General features: G+C 67.2%; 19 protein-coding genes. 11 read left to right on the top strand and 8 right to left on the bottom strand.

The annotated features are described in order from the left end of the window. Positions 1-714: a heme exporter protein CcmB gene (gene ccmB, locus P0Y50_05150; GenBank protein WEK40997.1), complete on the bottom strand. Its 714-nt coding sequence runs from the start codon at positions 712-714 to the stop codon at positions 1-3. Beyond that, positions 711-1,334 carry a heme ABC exporter ATP-binding protein CcmA gene (gene ccmA, locus P0Y50_05155; GenBank protein WEK40998.1) on the bottom strand — a complete coding sequence of 208 codons (624 nt, stop codon included), beginning with the start codon at positions 1,332-1,334 and terminating at the stop codon, positions 711-713. Before ccmA ends, ccmB begins: the two co-directional genes overlap by 4 nt. Positions 1,335-1,701: 367 nt before the next feature. Between ccmA and acnA the strand changes: the two genes are divergently transcribed. Then, positions 1,702-4,428, top strand: a complete 2,727-nt coding sequence (gene acnA, locus P0Y50_05160) for an aconitate hydratase AcnA (GenBank protein ID WEK40999.1) — start codon at positions 1,702-1,704, stop codon at positions 4,426-4,428. Positions 4,429-4,464: 36 nt separating this feature from the next. On the opposite strand, the gene P0Y50_05165 is transcribed toward acnA, so the two are convergent. Next, positions 4,465-4,743 (bottom strand): hypothetical protein, encoded by a 279-nt coding sequence (locus tag P0Y50_05165; GenBank protein WEK41000.1) that lies wholly within the window; start codon positions 4,741-4,743, stop codon positions 4,465-4,467. 39 nt (positions 4,744-4,782) lie between these two features. After that, positions 4,783-5,682, bottom strand: coding sequence for a hydrogen peroxide-inducible genes activator (locus P0Y50_05170; GenBank protein ID WEK41001.1), 900 nt, complete (start codon positions 5,680-5,682; stop codon positions 4,783-4,785). 140 nt (positions 5,683-5,822) lie between these two features. Between P0Y50_05170 and katG the strand changes: the two genes are divergently transcribed. Further along, positions 5,823-8,093, top strand: coding sequence for a catalase/peroxidase HPI (gene katG, locus P0Y50_05175; protein ID WEK41002.1), 2,271 nt, complete (start codon positions 5,823-5,825; stop codon positions 8,091-8,093). Between the two features lie 129 nt (positions 8,094-8,222). Continuing rightward, complete coding sequence (locus tag P0Y50_05180) at positions 8,223-8,804, top strand: DJ-1/PfpI family protein (GenBank protein ID WEK41003.1); 582 nt, start codon at positions 8,223-8,225, stop codon at positions 8,802-8,804. Here the strand turns inward: P0Y50_05180 and P0Y50_05185 are convergent. Both P0Y50_05185 and P0Y50_05190 read right to left on the bottom strand, forming a co-directional pair. Then, complete coding sequence (locus P0Y50_05185; GenBank protein WEK41004.1) at positions 8,791-9,582, bottom strand: glutaminyl-peptide cyclotransferase; 792 nt, start codon at positions 9,580-9,582, stop codon at positions 8,791-8,793. The genes P0Y50_05180 and P0Y50_05185 overlap by 14 nt on opposite strands. Positions 9,583-9,587: 5 nt before the next feature. Continuing rightward, positions 9,588-10,415, bottom strand: a complete 828-nt coding sequence (locus P0Y50_05190) for a TerC family protein (GenBank protein WEK41005.1) — start codon at positions 10,413-10,415, stop codon at positions 9,588-9,590. A gap of 332 nt (positions 10,416-10,747) precedes the next feature. On the opposite strand from P0Y50_05190, the gene P0Y50_05195 reads away from it, so the two are divergent. The 8 genes from P0Y50_05195 to P0Y50_05230 all read left to right on the top strand — a co-directional run bounded on the left by P0Y50_05195 (position 10,748) and on the right by P0Y50_05230 (position 18,275). After that, on the top strand, positions 10,748-11,302 hold the full coding sequence (locus tag P0Y50_05195; protein WEK41006.1) for a F0F1 ATP synthase subunit delta: 555 nt from the start codon (positions 10,748-10,750) through the stop codon (positions 11,300-11,302). Positions 11,303-11,374: 72 nt separating this feature from the next. Continuing rightward, a complete protein-coding gene (gene atpA, locus P0Y50_05200) occupies positions 11,375-12,907 on the top strand; it encodes a F0F1 ATP synthase subunit alpha (protein WEK41007.1) in 1,533 nt (510 codons plus the stop codon). A 32-nt stretch (positions 12,908-12,939) separates the two neighbouring features. After that, on the top strand, positions 12,940-13,818 hold the full coding sequence (locus P0Y50_05205) for a F0F1 ATP synthase subunit gamma (protein WEK41008.1): 879 nt from the start codon (positions 12,940-12,942) through the stop codon (positions 13,816-13,818). 16 nt (positions 13,819-13,834) lie between these two features. Further along, positions 13,835-15,391: a F0F1 ATP synthase subunit beta gene (gene atpD / locus P0Y50_05210; GenBank protein ID WEK41529.1), complete on the top strand. Its 1,557-nt coding sequence runs from the start codon at positions 13,835-13,837 to the stop codon at positions 15,389-15,391. A 2-nt stretch (positions 15,392-15,393) separates the two neighbouring features. After that, positions 15,394-15,912 (top strand): hypothetical protein, encoded by a 519-nt coding sequence (locus tag P0Y50_05215; GenBank protein ID WEK41009.1) that lies wholly within the window; start codon positions 15,394-15,396, stop codon positions 15,910-15,912. Beyond that, entirely contained in the window at positions 15,912-16,181 is a 270-nt protein-coding gene (locus P0Y50_05220) for an ATP synthase F1 subunit epsilon (GenBank protein ID WEK41010.1), read from the top strand. The genes P0Y50_05215 and P0Y50_05220 overlap by 1 nt, the downstream gene beginning before the upstream one ends. Positions 16,182-16,262: 81 nt before the next feature. Further along, positions 16,263-17,096, top strand: a complete 834-nt coding sequence (locus P0Y50_05225; GenBank protein ID WEK41011.1) for a hypothetical protein — start codon at positions 16,263-16,265, stop codon at positions 17,094-17,096. Between the two features lie 45 nt (positions 17,097-17,141). After that, on the top strand, positions 17,142-18,275 hold the full coding sequence (locus P0Y50_05230) for a serine hydrolase (protein WEK41012.1): 1,134 nt from the start codon (positions 17,142-17,144) through the stop codon (positions 18,273-18,275). Positions 18,276-18,278: 3 nt separating this feature from the next. On the opposite strand, the gene rarD is transcribed toward P0Y50_05230, so the two are convergent. After that, positions 18,279-19,199 (bottom strand): EamA family transporter RarD, encoded by a 921-nt coding sequence (rarD, locus tag P0Y50_05235; GenBank protein WEK41013.1) that lies wholly within the window; start codon positions 19,197-19,199, stop codon positions 18,279-18,281. 207 nt (positions 19,200-19,406) lie between these two features. Further along, positions 19,407-20,453: an aspartate-semialdehyde dehydrogenase gene (locus P0Y50_05240; GenBank protein WEK41014.1), complete on the bottom strand. Its 1,047-nt coding sequence runs from the start codon at positions 20,451-20,453 to the stop codon at positions 19,407-19,409. Positions 20,454-20,585 lie beyond the last annotated feature (132 nt).

Consider the following 20,585-nt stretch of genomic DNA (forward strand, 5'->3'; position numbering starts at 1 on the left):
TCACCCTTGCGCGTTGCGAACGGCGGCGGCCCCGGCGAAGGGGGCGACGACGGCGGCGAACAGGACATAGGCGCAAAGCAGGGCCAGGGCCGGGCCGACAGGCTGGCCCGAGGCGGCGCGCTCCAGGGCCCCCGCGCCGAAGACCACGGGCGGGATGAACAGGGGCAGGACCACCACCGCGATCAGCAGGCCGCCGCGCCTGGCCCCCAGCGCCAGGGCCGCGCCCAGGGCCCCGGTGAAGGCGAAACCCGCCCCGCCGATCAGGGCGGTCAGGGCGACCAGAGGCGTCAGCGACGCCGGCAGGCCCAGGGCCAGGGCGGCGACGGGGGCGGTCAGGGCCAGGGGCAGGCCGATGGCGATCCACTGGGACAGGGCCTTGATCAGCACCACCTGCTCCAGCGCCAGATGGCCGAGCGCCAGCAGGTCCAGGGCGCCGTCCTCCAGATCGCGCTCGAACAAACGCTCCAGCGACAAGAGGGACGCCAGCGCCAGGGCCAGCCAGGCGACGCCGCCCGCCACCGGGGCCAGGGTGCGCGGATCGCCGCCCGCCGCCAGCGGCAGCAGGGCGGTCAGACAGGCGAAGAAGCCGCAGGCCAGAAGCGGACCCCCGCCCCCGCCCCAGGCCAGGTCCAACTCGCGCTCCAGCAGGACGCGGGTGGCGCCGCGCAGGCCGGGGGGACGCGGCTCCTGATCCCGCGCAGGCGGACGGCTCATGCCAGGCCTCCCAGGTCCAGGCTGCGCGCGGGCAGGGGCAGGGGATCGTGGACGGCGGCGACGATCAGGCCGTCGGCGTCCAGGTGGCGCTGCATCTGTTCGGCCAAGGCCGTGCGCCAGCGGGCGTCCAGCGGCGCCATGGGTTCGTCCAGCAGCCAGAGGGCGCGGGGCGATCCGACCAGCCGGCCCATGGCCAGGCGGCGACGCTGGCCGGCGGACAGACGGCGCACCTCGAGGTCCAGCAGCGGGGCCAGGCCAAAGGCCTGAACGGCGTGATCGACCCCATATTGGGTGTGGCCCAGCCAGTCGCACTGAAATCCCAGTTCCTCGCGCGCCGTGCGTCCGCCCTTCAGCCCGTCCAGATGGCCCAGAAAATGGGTCTCTCGGCCGCGCGCCTGCCGCTCGTCCAGCGGATTGCCGTCGCCGTCGTGGAAGGCGACCGCGCCTGCGTCGGGCCGCAGCAGGCCGGCGATGGCGCGCAACAGGCTGGTCTTGCCCGCCCCGTTTGCGCCCGTCAGGGTCAGGATCTCGCCGGCGCGCAGCGTCAGGTCCAGGCCGTCGAACAGCCGCCGCTCGCCGCGCGAGACGGTCAGGCCGGAAAGGGCGAGGGTATGGATCATCGCGGATTCTCCCTTCCCGGTTCGGGGAGGGTGGCCGAGCGCAGCGAGGTCGGGTGGGGGTGGCGCTGCGCCCCATCACCGATCCGCCTTGCATCAGGCCGTGCGTCCCTGCCGGGCCGCCCCCGCCCGGTCGCTGCGCGACCCCCCTCCCCGATGCGGGGAGGGAGAGATGTGGGGCGAATTTTGCGAACCCTTCTCAATGTCCTTGTCGAGGGTGTGGACACATGGACGCTGCGATCCGGCGGGGCTATAGGCACGGTCGCCGCAGCAGGCTTTCGCCGCGCGCGCAGGGGCCCTGTGAGCCGCTGCGTCTGTCGCGCGAAGGCGCAACCGGATTGTCGGGCGGCGCTGACCAGAGGAACTCTCCATGCCGTCGATCGACAGCTTCAAGACCCGCCAGGACCTTTCCGTCGGGCGTAAGAAATACGCCTATTACAGCCTTCCCGCCGCCGAGGAAGCAGGGCTTGCCGGGATTTCCCGCCTGCCGCGCTCCATGAAGGTGTTGCTGGAGAACCTGCTTCGCAACGAGGACGGGGTTTCCGTCACCGAGGACGACCTGAAGGCCGTCGCCGCCTGGGTCGAGAACAAGGGCGCGGTCGAGCACGAGATCGCCTTCCGCCCGGCCCGCGTCCTGATGCAGGACTTCACCGGCGTTCCCGCCGTGGTCGATCTGGCCGCCATGCGCGACGCCATGTCGGCCCTGGGCGCCGACGCCGCCAAGATCAACCCGCTGGTGCCGGTCGATCTGGTCATCGACCACTCGGTCATGGTCGACAACTTCGGCACGCCCAAAGCCTTCGGCCAGAACGTCGAGCGTGAATATGAGCGCAACATCGAGCGCTACAACTTCCTGCGCTGGGGCTCGTCGGCCTTCAACAACTTCCGCGTCGTGCCCCCCGGCACCGGCATCTGCCACCAGGTGAACCTGGAGAACCTGGCCCAGACCGTCTGGACGCTGGACGAAGGCAAGAAGACCGTCGCCTATCCCGACACCGTCGTCGGCACCGACAGCCACACCACCATGATCAACGGCCTGGCCGTCCTGGGCTGGGGCGTCGGCGGCATCGAGGCAGAGGCGGCCATGCTGGGCCAGCCGATCCCGATGCTGATCCCCGAGGTCATCGGCTTCAAGCTGACCGGCCGTCTGCCGGAAGGCGCCACCGCCACCGACCTGGTGCTGACCGTCACCCAGATGCTGCGCAAGAAGGGCGTGGTCGGCAAGTTTGTCGAATTCTTCGGCGACGCCCTGCCGAACATGACCATCGAAGATCAGGCGACCATCGCCAACATGGCCCCGGAATATGGCGCCACCTGCGGCTTCTTCCCCGTCTCGGCCGCCACCATCGGCTATCTGACCGCCACGGGCCGCGACAAGGCGCGCGTCGCCCTGGTCGAAGCCTATGCCAAGGCGCAAGGCCTGTGGATCGACGAAACCTCGGAAGATCCGGTCTTCACCGACGTGCTGGAACTGGACATCTCGACCGTGGTGCCGTCGCTGGCCGGTCCCAAGCGTCCGCAGGACCGCGTCGAACTGACCACCGCCGCCCCGGCCTTTGAAACCGCCCTGACCGAAGTCTTCAACCGCCCGACCGACGCCCCGCGCGCCGAGGTCGAGGGTGAGACCTTCACCGTCGGCGACGGCGACGTGGTCATCGCGGCCATCACCTCGTGCACCAACACCTCCAACCCGTCGGTGCTGATCGCCGCCGGTCTGGTGGCGCGCAAGGCCCATGCCCTGGGCCTGAAGGCCAAGCCGTGGGTCAAGACCTCGCTGGCGCCGGGATCGCAGGTCGTCACCGACTATCTGACCGACGCGGGCCTGCAAAAGGACCTGGACGCCTTGGGCTTCAACCTGGTCGGCTATGGCTGCACCACCTGCATCGGCAACTCGGGCCCGCTCGATCCCGCCATCTCCAAGGCGATCAACGACAACGCCCTGGTCGCGACCAGCGTCCTGTCGGGCAACCGCAACTTCGAAGGTCGCGTGAACCCGGACGTCCAGGCCAACTATCTGGCCTCGCCGCCGCTGGTCGTGGCCTACGCCATCGCCGGTTCGATGCGCATCGACATCACCAAGGACCCGATTGGCCAGGACAAGAAGGGCAATGACATCTTCCTGAAGGACGTCTGGCCGACCTCGCAAGAGATCGCCGACATCCAGAAGAAGTCGGTCACCCCGGCCATGTTCGCCAAACGCTACAAGGACGTGTTCAAGGGCGACAAGCACTGGCAGGCGATCAAGGTCACCGGCGGCCAGACCTATGAGTGGGACGACAAGTCGACCTATGTCGCCAACCCGCCCTATTTCGAAGGCCTGTCGATGGACCTGACCCCGGTTCAGGACGTGGTCGAGGCGCGCGTCCTGGCCATCTTCGGCGACTCGATCACCACCGACCACATTTCCCCGGCCGGTTCGATCAAGAAGACCTCGCCCGCCGGCGTCTATCTGACCAACCACGGCGTCGAGGCGGCCGAGTTCAACAGCTATGGCGCCCGCCGCGGCAACCATGAAGTCATGATGCGCGGCACCTTCGCCAACATCCGCATCAAGAACCGCATCACGCCGGAAATCGAAGGCGGCGTGACCAAGCACTTCCCGTCGGGCGACACCATGTCGATCTATGACGCCGCCATGCGGTATCAGTCGGAAGGCCGTCCGCTGGTCGTCTTCGCGGGCAAAGAATACGGCACCGGCTCGTCGCGCGACTGGGCGGCCAAGGGCACGCGTCTGCTGGGCGTGCGCGCCGTCATCGCCGAAAGCTTCGAGCGCATCCACCGTTCGAACCTGGTCGGCATGGGCGTGGTGCCGCTGCAGTTCAAGCAGGACGGCTGGCTGAAGCTGGGCCTGACGGGCGAAGAGATCGTCACGATCCGCGGCCTGTCGGACGCCAACATCGGCAAGCTGAAGCCGCGTCAGGACCTGTGGGTCGAGCTGTTCCGCCCGTCGGACGGCAAGATGGCCCGCTTCCCGGTCCGTTGCCGCATCGATAACCAGACCGAGCTGGACTATCTGCTGGCCGGCGGCGTCATGCCCTACGTCCTGCGCAACCTGGCGCGCGGCCCGGAAACGGAAGCGCCGATCGCCGCCGAGTAATCGCGCAAGCCGTCCGGCGCCCCTGAGCGCCTGTGTTCACCCAGGAGTCGAGAGGCTCTTGGGTGAATGCGTATCCGGCCCGGACTGCGGGGGCGGCATCAGGGCGCTGTCGGATGCGTCGGGAACAGAGAGCCTGTTCAGCCGTTCCGAGAATTCAGCCATGGCGTCGCACATGCTCGCCATATGCACGCACGCTTCCTGCATCATGGGTGAAGGCTCGTCGAAAGAACGCACCAGCCATTCAGCCGCAAGGGTTTCGAACCGCTTTCTGTCCATGCCCGCCTGTCCCGAAACGAAACTGATGCGGTCTAGCACGCACAGGTTGTTCCATCGAGTGTGTTCCCCTGTGAGTTGTTAGTTCAATTTCAGGGCCTCGGCCAGCAGTCGGGCTTCGGCGGCGCGGCTGGAGCCGGATCGCCAGGCGACGACGATCTCGCGGTGGGGCGGCGCGCCATCGGCCTGGTTCTCGAAGGCGCGGATGGCGACGGACGGATTGTCGGCCAGACCGGCCTGAACCGCCATCCTGGGCAGGAATGAGACGCCCAGCCCAGAGCCGACCATTTGGACCAGGGTGTGCAGACTGGTGGCGGCGAAGACGTCGTCGCCGCGCGGCGCCTCGATGTCCAGCGCCGCCAGCGCATGGTCGCGCAGGCAATGGCCGTCTTCCAGCAGGATCAGATCCTGCGCCTTCAAGGCGCCCGGACGGATGGGGCCGGGGGCGGCCAGGGCGTGGTCGTGGGGGGCGGCGGCCATGATCTCGTCGTCGCCGATGCGGGCGTGTTCGATGCCGTGCGCCTCATAGGGCAGGGCGATGACGGCGGCGTCGATCTGACCCGCCTTCAGCGCCGCGATCAGCCGGGGGGTCAGGTCCTCGCGGATGAACAGCTTCAGGCTGGGATAGGCGGCCTTCACCGACGGCAGTTTGGCGGGCAGCAGGAAGGGGGCGACGGTCGGAATGACGCCCAGCCGGAACCGGCCGGACAGCAGGCGGCCGGCGTTCTTGGCCGCCTCGACCAGGTCCTCAGTGCGGGCCAGCACATCCTCGGCCCGGCGCACGGCCTCGGCGCCCACGGCGGTCATGATGACGGCGCCGCGCGTGCGTTCCACGACCGGGGCGCCCAGGATGCGCTCCAACTCCTGCACCCCGGCGCTGAGGGCGGGCTGGCTGACGTGGGCGGCCTCGGCGGCGCGCGAGAAACTGCCGTGTTCGGCCAGGAGCTTGAGATACTGGAGCTGTCGCAGAGTGGGGAGCATGACTGAGATATAGGGTCAGCCTATGAGAAAATCAAAGACAATCGATTTGATCTATCGGTCGGTCTGACGGCAAATGTCCCTGTGACCACCAGGGGCAATGCCGCGCGCCGCGCCGCCATCCCCATCCGGGAGAGACGATCATGACCACCGAAGCCAAATGCCCCTTCTCCGGCCGAAAGAGCGAGCCGGTCGCGGGCGGCGGGACGCAGAACCGCGACTGGTGGCCGGGCCAACTGCGCACCGATCTGCTGAACCAGCATTCGAACCGCTCCGACCCGCTGGGCCAGGGCTTCAGCTACGCCGAGGCGTTCAAGACGCTGGATTACGAGGCGCTGAAGGCGGACCTGCGCAAGCTGATGACCGAGTCCCAGGACTGGTGGCCGGCCGACTTCGGTCACTATGGGCCCCAGTTCGTCCGCATGGCCTGGCACAGCGCCGGCACCTATCGCGTCGGCGACGGGCGAGGCGGCGGCGGCCGGGGCCAGCAGCGGTTCGCGCCGCTGAACTCCTGGCCCGACAACGTCAATATCGACAAGTCGCGCCGCCTGCTGTGGCCGATCAAGCAGAAATACGGCCAGGCCATTTCCTGGGCCGACCTGCTGATCCTGACCGGCAATGTGGCGCTGGAGACGATGGGCTTCCGCACCTTCGGGTTCGCAGGCGGGCGCGAGGATGTCTGGGAGCCGGATCAGGACGTCTATTGGGGGCGCGAAAGCACCTGGCTGGGCGGCGACCAGCGCTACGCCCACGGCTCGCACGGGGTGGACAAACCGGCCGACGAGGCCGTGCTGGTGTCGGACGACGACGCGGACGGCCATGAGCATTCGCGCGATCTGGAGAACCCGCTGGCGGCGGTGCAGATGGGGCTGATCTACGTCAACCCGGAAGGCCCGGACGGCAATCCCGATCCGCTGGCGGCCGCGCACGACATCCGCGACACCTTCAAGCGGATGGCCATGGACGACGAGGAGACGGTGGCCCTGATCGCGGGCGGCCATACTTTCGGCAAGACCCACGGCGCAGGCCCGGCCGATCATGTCGGCCCCGAGCCGGAGGCCGACGGGCTGGAGGCGCAAGGCCTGGGCTGGGCGTCCAGCTTCGGTTCGGGCAAGGCGGGCGACGCCATCACCAGCGGGCTGGAAGTCACCTGGACCCAGACCCCGGCCCAGTGGAGCAACTTCTTCTTCGAGAACCTGTTCGGCTTCGAATGGGAGCTGGAGAAGTCGCCGGCGGGCGCGCACCAGTGGGTGGCCAAGGATGCCGGCGACATCATTCCCGACGCCCACGATCCGTCCAGGAAGAAGCGGCCGACCATGCTGACGACCGATCTGTCGCTGCGGTTCGACCCGGAATACGAGAAGATTTCGCGCCGCTTCCTGCACAATCCGCAGGCCTTCGCCGAAGCCTTCGCGCGCGCCTGGTTCAAGCTGACGCACCGCGACCTGGGGCCGCGTTCGCGCTATATGGGGCCGGAAATCCCCCGTGAGGTGCTGACCTGGCAGGACCCGGTCCCGGCCGTGGATCATCCGTTGATCGATGCGGCGGACGCGGCCGATCTGAAGGCGCGGATCGCCGCGACGGACCTGAGCCCGGCCGAACTGGTCGCGACCGCCTGGGCCTCGGCCTCGACCTTCCGGGGCGGGGACAAGCGCGGCGGGGCGAACGGCGCGCGCCTCCGTCTGGCCCCGCAGAAGGACTGGGCCGTCAACCAGCCCGAACGGCTTGAGCGGGTGCTGAAGACGCTGGAGCGGGTGCGGTTCGCCTTCAACCAGGACCAGACGGACGGCAAGGCCGTGTCCCTGGCCGACCTGATCGTGCTGGCCGGCAATCTAGGCGTCGAACAGGCGGCCAAGGCGGGCGGACATACGGTCGAGGCGCCGTTCAACCCCGGTCGGACGGACGCCAGCGCCGCCCAGACGGACGTCGAATCCTTCGGCTATCTGGAGCCGGTCGCCGACGGGTTCCGGAACTATCAGAAGGCGCGCTTCAGCGTGCCGGCCGAGGCCCTGCTGATCGACCAGGCCCAGCGCCTGACCCTGACGGCGCCGGAGATGACGGTGCTGATCGGCGGCCTGCGCGCCATCAACATCAATGCGGGCGGCGCGACGCACGGCGTGCTGACCGAACGGCCGGGCGTGCTGTCCAACGACGTCTTCGTCAATCTGCTGGACATGGACGTGAAGTGGGCCGCGACCTCGGACGCCAAGGATGTGTTCGAAGGCCGCGACCGGCGGACGGGCGAAGCCAAATGGACCGGTACGCGGGTCGATCTGGTGTTTGGCTCCAACGCCGTGCTGCGCTCGCTGGCGGAGGTCTATGCCGGGTCGGACGCGCAAGGAAAGTTCGTCGCGGACTTCGTGGCGGCCTGGACCAAGGTGATGGAGCTGGACCGGTTCGACCTGCGGGGCTGATCCGGCCCTGACATGGCGGCAAGGCGGGGCGGCAAGGCGGGGCGGACGTCGCAGGGCGTCCGCCCCTTCCTGATGGGCGAACTGTCATGCGGCTTCGCTAGAGTGAAGCGAGATCCAAGGGAGGCCGCCGTGACTGCAATCGTAACGCTTCTGACGCCCGATTATGCGGACTGGGAAACGGCGTTGATCATGGCCGCCGCCCGCAGCCACTATGGGATCGACACCCTGTTCGCCTCGCCCGACGGCGAGGAGGTGGTGTCCGCCGGGGGGCTGCTGGTCGTTCCCCATCTTTCGATCGAGGACATCGAAATCGAGGAGGTGGACGCGATCCTGGTCAACGGCGGATCCATCTGGCGTTCGCCGGATGCGCCGGACGTGTCCGATCTGCTGCGTCAGGCGAACGCCGCCGGAAAGACGGTGGGCGGCATCTGCGACGGAACCCTCGCCCTGGCGCGGGCCGGCCTGCTGGACCATGTGGCCCATACGGCCAATGTGCCGGACAGTCTGTCGGTCACGGGCTATGCCGGCGCCGTCCACTATCGCGACCAGCCGCAGGCCGTCCTGGCCGACCGGATCGTGACCGCCGCCGGCGCGGCCCCGGTCAGCTTCATGGGCGCCGTGCTGGAATCGCTGGGTCTGCGGAACGCCGAACTCGATTCCTATCTGCGTCTCTTCGGCGCCGAGCACGCGGCGGCGATCAGCGCAGCCTGATCTCGAACAGCTGCGGCCAACGTTTGCCGGTGACGAACAGGCGCTTGCCCGCCGCGTCCCAGGCGATGCCGTTGGCGACGTCGTCGTTGGGATCGAGACCCGCGTCCTTGGGGACCAGGGCGGTCAGGTCGATGAAGGCCTTGACCACCCCCGTCTCGGGATCGATGCGGGCGATGCGGCTGTCCTGCCAGATGTTGGCGAAGACCTCGCCGTCGATCCATTCCAGTTCGTTGATCTGTTCCAGAGGCTTGCCGTCGGCGGTGACGGAAACGCGGCCGGTCTCGGCCAGGGTCTCGGGGTCGAGGAAGCGCAGCTGGTCGGTGCCGTCGCTCATGATCAGGCGCCGCCCGTCGGTGGCCAGGGCCCAGCCCTCGCCCGGATAGGAGAAGCCGCCCAGCGGCGAGAAGTCGTCCAGCTTCCAGATGAAGCCGATGTGGTTGCGCCAGGTCAGGCTGTAGAGCTTGCCGTTCAGCGTGGTCATGCCCTCGCCGAAATAGATCGTCGGCAGGTCGCGCTGGCGCTGAACCGCGCCGGTCTCCAGGTCCACCTTGCGGATGAAGGAGGGATAGAGGCCGGTGCTTTCATAGAGGGCGCCGTCGTGGAAGAAGAGGCCCTCGGTAAAGGCCGTGCGGTCGTGCGGATAGGCGCGCACGACCTCATAGGGCTGGACCGGAACCTCTGCGGAGGCGGGGCCTGACAGGACTGGGCCGAACAGACCGCCCGCCGTCAGCAGCAGACCCGCGAAAAGGCCGGCCGGGCGGGACGACGCACGCACCATGATCCTCAGCCCCGCTCGGCGGCGGCTTCGGCCTCGGCCTTCCGGGCGCGGGCCTCGGCGGCGTTGGCCTCGCTGCGGGCCAGTTCGGCCTTTTCCTTCTTGGACGCGGACCTGCGACCCAGCATGTTCAACGCCTCCACACCGGCCGAGAAGGCCATGGCCGCATAGATGTAGCCCTTGGGCACATGATAGCCGAAGCCGTCGGCGATCAAGACCATGCCGATCATCAGAAGGAAGCCGAGCGCCAGCATGACCACGCTGGGGTTCTTGTTGATGAAGTTCGCCAGGGGGTCGGCGGCCAGCAGCATGACGGTCACGGCGACCAGCACGGCGACCACCATGATCGGCAGGTGTTCGGTCATGCCTACGGCGGTCAGGATGGAATCGATCGAGAAGACGATGTCCAGAATGATGATCTGGACGATTGCGGCGCCGGCGTTGGTGATCATCACGTCCTTCTTGTCCAGGACGTCGGGCGTCGGCGTGGGATCGACCGTGTGGTGGATCTCCTTTGTCGCCTTCCAGACCAGGAACAGGCCGCCCGCGATCAGGATCAGGTCTTTCCAGGAGAATTCGTTGCCCATGACGGTGAAGACCGGCTGAACCAGACCGACCAGCCAGGCGATGATCGACAGCAGGGCCAGGCGCATGACCAGGGCCAGGCCGATCCCGATGCGCCGCACCCTGGAGCGCTGATGCTCGGGCAGTTTGTTCGACAGGATGGAGATGAAGATCAGGTTGTCGATCCCCAGCACCACCTCCATCACGATGAGGGTCACCAATGCGGCCCAGGCGGCCGGATCGGAGAAAAGCGGGGTTATGCTGTCGAGCATCGGGGGTCCTGAAGGGGATGAAATCTTGAGCGGAAATCGCTAGGGCCGACGCCGGTTCCGATCAAGCGGCCGGGTGCGGCGTCATGGTCGCACCCCCAGCCATCGCGGCGGGAATGAGACGTGCGCGGCTGTTTGCGCCCCCTGCGGCATCGACGCGCCTTCACGGAATGTTGCGAGCGGTGAAACCCCGTGCTATCAGGCGCCCGGCTTGAAGGGGGCGTGTTCACGGATACGGCCTCTGTCGTGCTTTCCCTAAGCATTTCAAGTTTTTGACCGTTGTGAACCTTCGCATTCGGTCGCGACCCTGACACAACGACCTCGGACCCTAATCAGTGGCTGATGATTTCAGAACGACGGAAGTCGGTGATCGCTATGCACAGGCGCTGTTTGACCTGGCGCTGGAAACCGGCCGTCTGGACGCCGTTCGGGCCGACGTCGTCTCGCTGAAGACCGCCTGGAGCGAGAGCGCCGACCTGCGCCGCCTGGCGACGTCCCCCGTCATTTCGGCCGACGATCAGGTCAAGGGCCTGGTCGCCGTCGCCACCCAGGCCAGGTTCGAGAAGAACACCGTTAACTTCCTGGGTCTGCTGGCCCAGAACGGCCGCGCCAGGGACCTGGGCGCCGTGATCGCCGGTTTCGAACGCCTGTACGCCAAACACGCCGGGATCGTCGCCGCCGAGGTGGTGTCCGCCCAGCCGCTGGACGCCAAACAGCTGGCCGCGATCAAGACCGCCCTGAACGCCAGCCTGGGCAAGGCGCCGGAGCTGACCACGCGGGTCGATCCGTCGATCCTGGGCGGCCTGAAGGTCAAGGTGGGGTCGAAACTGTTCGACGCCTCGCTGAAGACCAAGCTCGACCAGATGAAATTCGCCCTCAAGCGCGCCTGAGCGTTCTGAGCCCCAAAGACTGCAGCGCGCCCGACCGGCTCGCCCCGACGAAGACCTAGACAGAGAGATCCCATGGACATCCGCGCCGCTGAAATCTCGGCCATCCTCAAGTCGCAGATCGCCAACTTCGGCGTCGAAGCCGATGTTTCCGACGTCGGCAGCGTGCTGTCCGTCGGCGACGGCATCGCCCGCATCCACGGTCTGGACAATGTCCAGGCCGGTGAAATGGTCGAGTTCACCAAGGCCGGCGTGAAGGGCATGGCCCTGAACCTGGAGCGCGACAATGTGGGCGCCGTGATCTTCGGCGCCGACGCCGCCATCGCCGAGGGCGACGACGTGCGCCGCCTGGGCGAGATCGTGGACGTGCCGGTCGGCAAGGGCCTCTTGGGCCGCGTCGTCAACCCGCTGGGCGAGCCGATCGACGGCAAGGGCCCGATCCAGTTCACCGAGCGCCGCCGCGTCGACGTCAAGGCCCCTGGCATCATCCCGCGCAAGTCGGTGCACGAGCCGATGCAGACCGGCCTGAAGGCCATCGACACCCTGATCCCCGTCGGCCGCGGCCAGCGCGAGCTGATCATCGGCGACCGCCAGGTCGGCAAGACGGCCGTCGCCGTCGACACCATCCTGAACCAGAAGAACGTCAACAAGACCGATAACGAGAGCGCCAAGCTCTACTGCATCTACGTCGCCGTCGGTCAGAAGCGCTCGACCGTGGCCCAGATCGTCAAGACCCTCGAAGAGTCCGGCGCGCTGGAATACACCATCGTCGTCGCCGCCACGGCGTCGGAGCCGGCCCCGCTGCAGTTCCTGGCCCCGTTCGCCGGCACCGCCATGGGCGAGTTCTTCCGCGACAACGGCATGCACGCCCTGATCGTCTATGACGACCTGTCCAAGCAAGCTGTTGCGTATCGCCAGATGTCGCTGCTGCTGCGCCGTCCGCCCGGCCGCGAAGCCTATCCGGGCGACGTCTTCTATCTGCACAGCCGCCTGCTGGAACGTTCGGCCAAGCTGAACGAAGACTATGGCTCGGGTTCCATGACCGCCCTGCCGATCATCGAGACCCAGGCCAACGACGTCTCGGCCTATATTCCGACGAACGTGATCTCGATCACCGACGGCCAGATCTTCCTGGAATCGGACCTGTTCTATCAGGGCATCCGTCCGGCCGTGAACGTCGGCATCTCGGTGTCGCGCGTCGGCTCGTCGGCCCAGACCAAGGCGATGAAGAAGGTCGCCGGCACCATCAAGGGCGAGCTGGCCCAGTATCGCGAAATGGCGGCCTTCGCCAAGTTCGGCTCGGACCTGGACGCCTCGACCCAGAAGCTGCTGGCCCGCGGCGCCCGCCTGACCGAGCTGCTGAAGCAGCCGCAGTACTCGCCGCTGGCGATGGAAGAGCAGGTCGTCTCGGTCTACGCCGGCACGCGCGGCTATATCGACGGCATCGCGGTGGGCGACGTCGGCCGCTTCGAACGGGAGCTGCTGGCCCGCATCCATGCGAACCACGCCGGCCTGCTTGAAGGCATCCGCGCCAAGAAGGACCTGACGCCCGAGCTGGAAGCCGAGCTGAAGGACATCCTGGCCGCCTTCGTGAAGACCTTCGCCTGAGCCCCTCCGGAAAGCTGAGAGAGTAAAGCCGGATGGCCAGCCTAAAGGAAATGCGCAATCGGATCGGAAGCGTGAAAGCCACGCAGAAGATCACGAAAGCCATGCAGATGGTCGCCGCGGCCAAGCTGAAACGCGCTCAGGATCAGGCCGAAAGCGCCCGTCCCTATGCGCAGAAGATGGCCTCGGTCATCGCCAATCTGGCCGCCGGCGTGTCCGGCGCCGATGCGCCGCGCCTGCTGGCCGGCACGGGAGGCGACCAGCGTCACCTGATCGTGGTGGCCACGGCGGACAAGGGTCTGGCGGGCGGTTTCTCGACCAACGTCATCCGCGCCGCGCGGGAACGGATCAACAGCCTGATCGCCCACGGCAAGGACGTGAAGATCATCGCCGTCGGCAAGAAGTCGCGCGACCAGCTGACGCGTCTGTATGGCGACAAGGTGATCCACACCTTCGAACTGTCCGAGCATAAGACCATTGGCCTGCCCTCGGCCCAGCCGGTCGCCGAAATGATCGCCACGGCGTTCGAGGACGGCCAGGCCGACGTGGTCACTCTGTTCTACAGCCAGTTCAAGTCGGTGATCCAGCAGGTCCCGACCGGCAAACAGCTGATCCCGGCCGTGGTGGAGGGGGATGCGCAGCCGATCGACCTGAACGGCGCGGTCTATGAATACGAGCCCTCGGAAGAGGAAATCCTCGAGACCCTGCTGCCGCGCAATCTGACGACCCAGATCCTGGCCGCTCTGTACGAGAACCAGGCGGGCTTCTTCGGCTCGCAGATGGCGGCGATGGACAACGCCACGCGCAACGCCGGCGACCTCATCAACGCCCTGACGCTGCAATACAACCGCAAGCGCCAAGCCCAGATCACCACCGAGCTGATCGAGATCATCGCCGGCGCCGAAGCCCTCTGATCCCGACCGCACAGACATTCCGACACGGACCCCAGCCATGACCGACACCGTCGCCCCCAAGAAGCCCGCCGCCCGCAAGCCCGCCGCCAAGAAGGCCGCACCGGACGCCGCGCCCGTCAACGCCGCCGCCGGCGGCCGCATCGCCCAGGTCATCGGCGCCGTCGTCGACGTTGAGTTCGACGGCCATCTGCCGGCGATCCTGAACGCCCTGCACACCCAGAACATCGACCAGAAGACGGGCGAGCCCTTCACCCTGGTTCTGGAAGTCGCCCAGCACCTGGGTGAGAACGTGGTCCGCACCATCGCGATGGACACGACCGAGGGCCTGACGCGCGGCCAGCCCGTGACCGACACCGGCTCCTCGATCCAGACCCCGGTCGGACCGGGCGTGCTGGGCCGCATCATGAACGTCGTCGGTCAGCCGATCGACGAAGCCGGTCCGATCCAGACCACGGAATATCGTCCGATCCACCGCGAGGCGCCGAGCTTCGAGGAACAGACCACCTCGTCGGAAATCCTGGTCACGGGCATCAAGGTGATCGACCTGATCTGCCCCTATACCAAGGGCGGCAAGATCGGCCTGTTCGGCGGCGCCGGCGTCGGCAAGACCGTCACCATGCAGGAACTGATCAACAACATCGCCAAGGCGTACGGCGGTTATTCGGTCCTGGCCGGCGTGGGCGAGCGCACCCGCGAAGGCAACGACCTGTATCACGAGATGATCGAGTCCAACGTGAACGTGGACCCGACCAAGAACGACGGCTCGACCGAAGGCTCCAAGTGCGCCCTGGTTTACGGCCAGATGAACGAACCGCCCGGCGCCCGCGCCCGCGTCGCCCTGACCGGCCTGGCCCAGGCCGAGTATTTCCGCGACGAGGAAGGCAAGGACGTCCTGCTGTTCGTCGACAACATCTTCCGCTTTACGCAAGCCGGTTCGGAAGTGTCGGCTCTCTTGGGCCGCATCCCGTCCGCCGTGGGCTATCAGCCGACGCTGGCCACCGAGATGGGCAATCTGCAAGAGCGCATCACCTCGACCAAGAAGGGCTCGATCACCTCGGTCCAGGCCATCTACGTCCCGGCCGATGACCCCACCGACCCGGCGCCCGCCGCCTCCTTCGCCCACCTGGACGCAACGACCATGCTGTCGCGTGACATCGCCGCCCAGGCCATCTTCCCCGCCGTCGATCCGCTGGACTCGACCTCGCGGATCATGGACCCGCTGGTCATCGGCGAGGAACACTATCAGGTCGCCCGCTCGGTCCAGGAAGTGCTGCAGCAGTACAAGGGCCTGAAGGACATCATCGCCATCCTGGGCATGGACGAGCTGTCGGAAGAGGACAAGCTGGTCGTGTCGCGCGCCCGCAAGATCCAGCGCTTCCTGTCGCAACCCTTCTTCGTGGCCGAACAGTTCACCAACTCGCCCGGCAAGTTCGTCGAGCTGGCCGACACGATCCGCTCGTTCAAGGGCATCGTCGCCGGTGAGTACGACCACCTGCCGGAATCGGCCTTCTACATGGTCGGCGCCATCGAAGAGGCCGTCGCCAAGGCCGAGAAGATGGCGGCGGAAGCCTGATCATGAGAAAGGCTCTCGTCGGCCTGTGTCTCTTCGCTTTGGCCACGCCGGTTTCGGCGACGGCCGAAGAGAGCGGAGATTTCGAGGCGATGGCGGGAGCCTGCGACGCCTTCATGGCGGACGGGCGCATGGTGCCGGTCTCGGCAGAGGCTGGCTTCTTCCTTGAAAGAGGTTTCAAGGGCGCGGCGTCCACCATCAACACAGACGAAGTGTCGCACACCTATACGCGATCAGGGACGCCCTTGGACCCTGTACGTATCATGGTGGTGCGACCGGCCGCGCCGGGCGGTGAGACTTGCAACATCATGGATATGAACGGGCCGGAAACCGGCGACAGGTTCATAACCAGAACCCGCGCGGAATCGACCTGGACGTTCGATAGCGAGTCGAACGACGTCAACGGCAAGGGCGTCCTGTTTAAAAGAGCCGTCGGCGAGGGCGTAATCTATTTGGCGATATGGGGCGCGGGCGCCGCTTACCCGGTTTCCATCGCCTCCTATCAAATCGGAACATCGGACTGATGGCTGGCAAACTGAACTTCTCCCTCGTCTCGCCGGAACGCGAGGTCTTTTCGGGCCTCGTGGACCAGGTGGATGCGCCGGGCGTCGAGGGCGACTTCGGCGTGCTGCCGGACCATGCGCCCTTCATGACCGCCCTGCGCGAGGGCCTGGTCACCGTCTATAACGGCGGGGCCAAGACCCAGTACGACGTCCACGGCGGCTTCGCCGACGTCAACGGCGAAGGCCTGACCATCCTGGCCGAACAGGCGACCGAGGTCGTCGCGGGCTGATTGTCGAACGCGCATTCAGTTGACGGAAACGGCTCCGGCGTGATCGCGTCGGGGCCGTTTCCAATTCTTGTCCAGGCGGTCATGAAGCGCGTCCCGACCCTGTTTGCGATGCTGGCGCCGCTGGGCGCGACGGCTGGCTGCGCGGCCATGGCCGAGCCGAACCTGGACGCCAACGGGTGCCGCCCGGCCATGGCGATCTATCAGCCGCCGATGCGTCTGGGCGGCGCCGGTCAGGTCATTCATATTCCCGCGTCATGCCCGTCCAGCGCGATCTCGGAGGCGCGGATCGCGCGGGCCAGGGCCGAAGCCCAGGTTGTCGCGGCGCAGATGATCGCGACCCAGGCCTCGGGGACCGCGCCAACCGAGGCCCCGGCGCGTCCTGCGCCGCCCGCGCCAGTGGAGCCGGTCGCCGCCATATTGAACGGTGTCGACAGGTTCTGCGGCTGGTTCCTGGGCGACCAGCCCTATTCGCTGGAAGGGCTGCGTCAGGCCGCCTTCGACGCCGGCTATGGTCGCGGGGCGCCGGTGCAGATGATCCCTCTGCCGGAAATGCGCGAGGCGGCGTCGTACAGCACGATGGGCTTTACCGCGGTCATCGCCGATCCGCCCAGCAATGGGCATGGCATGGCCGCCTTCGTGACCTTCCACGATCCGGCCTGTCAGGTGCAGGTCTATGGCTATGCGGATGCGGCGCAGACGGCGCTAGCGCGTCTGGAGAGCGAGGGGTGGCGCAAGGACGGCGCGCCGATCACGCTGCCGGAGATGACGGCGCAACGCTATCGCGGGCACGGCATGACCCTGACGGCCCACCGTCCCACTGCGACAGTGGAGGGGGCGCCGGCGGAGGGCGCGCGGCTGGAGCTGATCCTGAACCTCACGCCCGGCGAGACCTCTACGCGGGGCCTGCTGGACTAGGCAGGGCCGGCTGACAGATCGGCCGCAGGAGGCTAAGACCAGCCCATGACCGATCCGATCGACATTCACGGCCTCTGCGCGCCCGGCTTCGAGGCCGTGCGCGAGGCGTTCGCCGCCAACTTCACCGAGGCGCCAGAGGGGCTGAACGAACAGGCGGCGCGGTTCAGCGTGCTGGTCGAGGGCGAGGCCGTCGTCGATCTGTGGGCGGGCCATGCCGATACGGCCAGGACGACGCCGTTCACCGACACGACCCTGACCTCGGTCTTTTCGACCGGCAAGGCGGTGATGGCCATCCTGATGGCCACGGCGGTCGAGGCGGGGCAGATCGATTATGACCAGACGGTCGCCTCGCTGTGGCCCGCGTTCGGGGCGGCGGGCAAACAGGATGTGACGGTGGCCCAGCTGTTGAGCCATCAGTCGGGCCTGCCGGGCTTTTCCGAGGCGGTGGACCCGTCGATCTGGTTCGACATCCCCGCCGTGCTGGAGCGGCTGGCGGCCCAGGCGCCGATGTGGGCGCCGGGAACGGCGTCCGGCTATCACCCGATCACGGTCGGCTATCTGGCCAACGAAGTCTATCGCCGGGCGACCGGGCGGACGATGGGGCAGGCCCTGCGCCAGGACTTCGCTGATCTGGACCTGTGGATCGGCCTGCCCGACAGCGAACACGGACGCGTGGCCCAGATGAGGAAACCGACGGCGGCGCCCAGTCTGGGGACCATCGATCCGATCAAACAGGCGGCCTTCCTGGATCGCGGCTCGGCGCCGGGCGGGCGCGGCTCGGCGGAGTGGCGCAGGATGGAGATCCCTTCGGCCAACCTGCACGGCACGGCCCTGGGGCTGGCGCGGATGCTGGGCGTGGTCGCCAATGGCGGCGCGCTCGACGGCCGTTCGGTGCTGTCGGCGGGCACGCTGGAGCAGTTGACGCGCGAACGCATCCACGGGCCGGACAAGGTGCTGCCCTATACGATCAGCTGGGCGGCGGGGTTGATGCGCAACGACGGGCTGAAGGTGTTCGGGCCCGATGAGGCGTTCGGCCACTACGGCTGGGGCGGGTCGATGGCCATGGCCGATCCGTCGCGCCGTCTGTCGGCCGCCTATGTGATGACGCGCCAGTCGCCGCACCTGATCGGCGACCCTCGGCCCCGGCGGTTGCTGGAGGCGCTGTACGCGGCCCTGTGACGATCAGACCGTTTCGCTCAGGACGACGGCGCGACGGGCGGCGCGTGAACGGCTGAGGGCGCCCAGGGCGAAGACGGCCGCGCCGGTCCAGATGAAGACGAAGGAGACGATGCGCAGCGGGGTCAAAGCCTCGCCGGTCAGGACGCCGCAGGCGAACTGAAGCGTCGGGGCCAGGAACTGGATGAAGCCCACCGTCGACAGGGGCAGCCGCCGCGCCGACCAGGCGAACAGGACCAGCGGGATCACCGTCGCCGGCCCATTCACCAGCGCCCAGGCCAGACCGGACGGCGACGAAAAGCCCACCGCCTGGCCGTGCGTTGTCAACCAGATCAGGAAGACCGCGCCGATGGGCAGCAGCACCAGACATTCGACGAACAGACCGGTCTGGGCCGAGGCCGGAACCCGCTTTCGGATCACCGCATAGGCGCAGAAGGTGACGGCCAGGGTCAGGCCGATGATCGGCACATGGCCCAGGGCGACGGTCTGGATGACCACGCCGATGGCGGCCATGCCGATGGCGGCGGCGCTCCAGCGGTCGATCTTCTCGCGGAACAGCACCGCCCCCGCCGCCATGTTCAGCAGCGGATTGATGTAATAGCCCAGGCTGGCTTCCAGCGTCGCATGATGGGTGGTGGCGAAGACGTAGAGGCTCCAGTTGGCGCCGATCAGCAGGGCCGACAGAGCCAGCCAGGCAAGGGTGCGCGGCGTGGCCAGAACCGTGCGCGCCTCGCCCCACTGGCCGGCCAGCAGCAGGAACAGACCGGCCACGAAGACCGACCAGACGGCCCGGTGCGCCAGGATCTCGGGGGCGCCGAACCCATGCGCCGCCATCGCCATGAACAACAGCGGCAGGAGGCCCCACAGGGTGTAGCAGGCGACGGCCGTGCCGACCGCGCGGGGATCGCTGGGGGTGGCGGAGGTCATGGGCGAATGTCCCTTGTCGTCGTTTCTTTCGTCATCCTCCGGCGAGCGCAGCGAGACCGGGGGACCCAGCGGCGCCGAAGGCGAAATCTCTCCGGCGCATGATGGTCGACCGGCGCACCCGCGACAGGTTCGCGCTGTCGCGCGCCGCTGGGTCCCCCGGTCAGCGCCGCGCAGGCGCGGCTTGCCGGAGGATGACGACAGGAAAAGTCAGACCGTGATCGAACGATAGCCGGACGAAGATTTGATGACGCCGGTCTCGTCCAGCAGCTGGGCGATCTGGACCGCGTTCAGGGCGGCGCCCTTGCGCAGGTTGTCGGAGACGACCCACAGGTTCAGGCCGTTCTCGACGGTCGGGTCCTTGCGGATGCGCGACACATAGACGGCGTGTTCGCCCGCCGCATCGACGGGGGTGATATAGCCGTCGTGCTCCTGCTTATCGATGACCAGAACGCCCGGCGCCTCGCGCAGGATGGCGCGGGCCTCGTCGGGGGCGATGGGGCGGTCGAACTGGATGTTCACGGCCTCGGAGTGGCCGACGAAGACCGGCACGCGGACGCAGGTGACCGAAACCTTGATGTCCGGGTCCAGCATCTTGTGCGTCTCGTCCGACATCTTCTGCTCTTCATCGGTCGAGCCGTCCTCAAGGAAGGCGCCGATGTAGGGGATGACGTTGAAGGCGATCTGTTTGGGGAACTTCTTGGGACGCGCGTCGCCCAGGCCGTAGATGGCCTTGGTCTGGTTCCACAGCTCGTCCATGCCTTCCTTTCCGGCGCCGGACACCGACTGATAGGTCGAGACGACAACCCGCTTGATCTTCGCCGCGTCATGCAGGGGCTTCAGCGCCGTGACCAGCTGGATGGTCGAGCAGTTGGGGTTGGCGATGATGTTCTTTTTCGTCGCGTCCTTGATGGCGTCGGGGTTCACCTCGGGCACGATCAGCGGCACGTCGGCGTCCTTGCGGAAGGCCGAGGAGTTGTCGATGACGATGGGACCGGCCTTGCCGATCTTCTCCGACCATTCCTTGGACACCGCGCCGCCGGCGGACATCAGGACGATGTCGACGGTGGAGAAGTCGAACTGTTCGATGTCCTGGCATTTGATGGTCTTGTCGCCGAACGAAACCTCGACACCCTTGGACTTGCGCGAGGCGATGGCATGGATTTCATCGACGGGGAATTCCAGCTCCTCCAGGATGTTCAGCATTTCGCGGCCCACATTGCCCGTGGCTCCGACGATGGCGACGCGATAACCCATGATGCTTGGTCCTTCGGACGCGCTGGCGCTTGGCCAGAGGGGCCGAGCGGCTTGAGCGCGATTTATGGTGTGTTGTGCAAATAGGCTTTCGCAGGCGCGAAGCAATCGCTTTTCGGCGAATGGGGCGTTAAG

The sequence above is a fragment of the Candidatus Brevundimonas colombiensis genome, assembly GCA_029202665.1.
GTDB lineage: Bacteria > Pseudomonadota > Alphaproteobacteria > Caulobacterales > Caulobacteraceae > Brevundimonas > Brevundimonas colombiensis.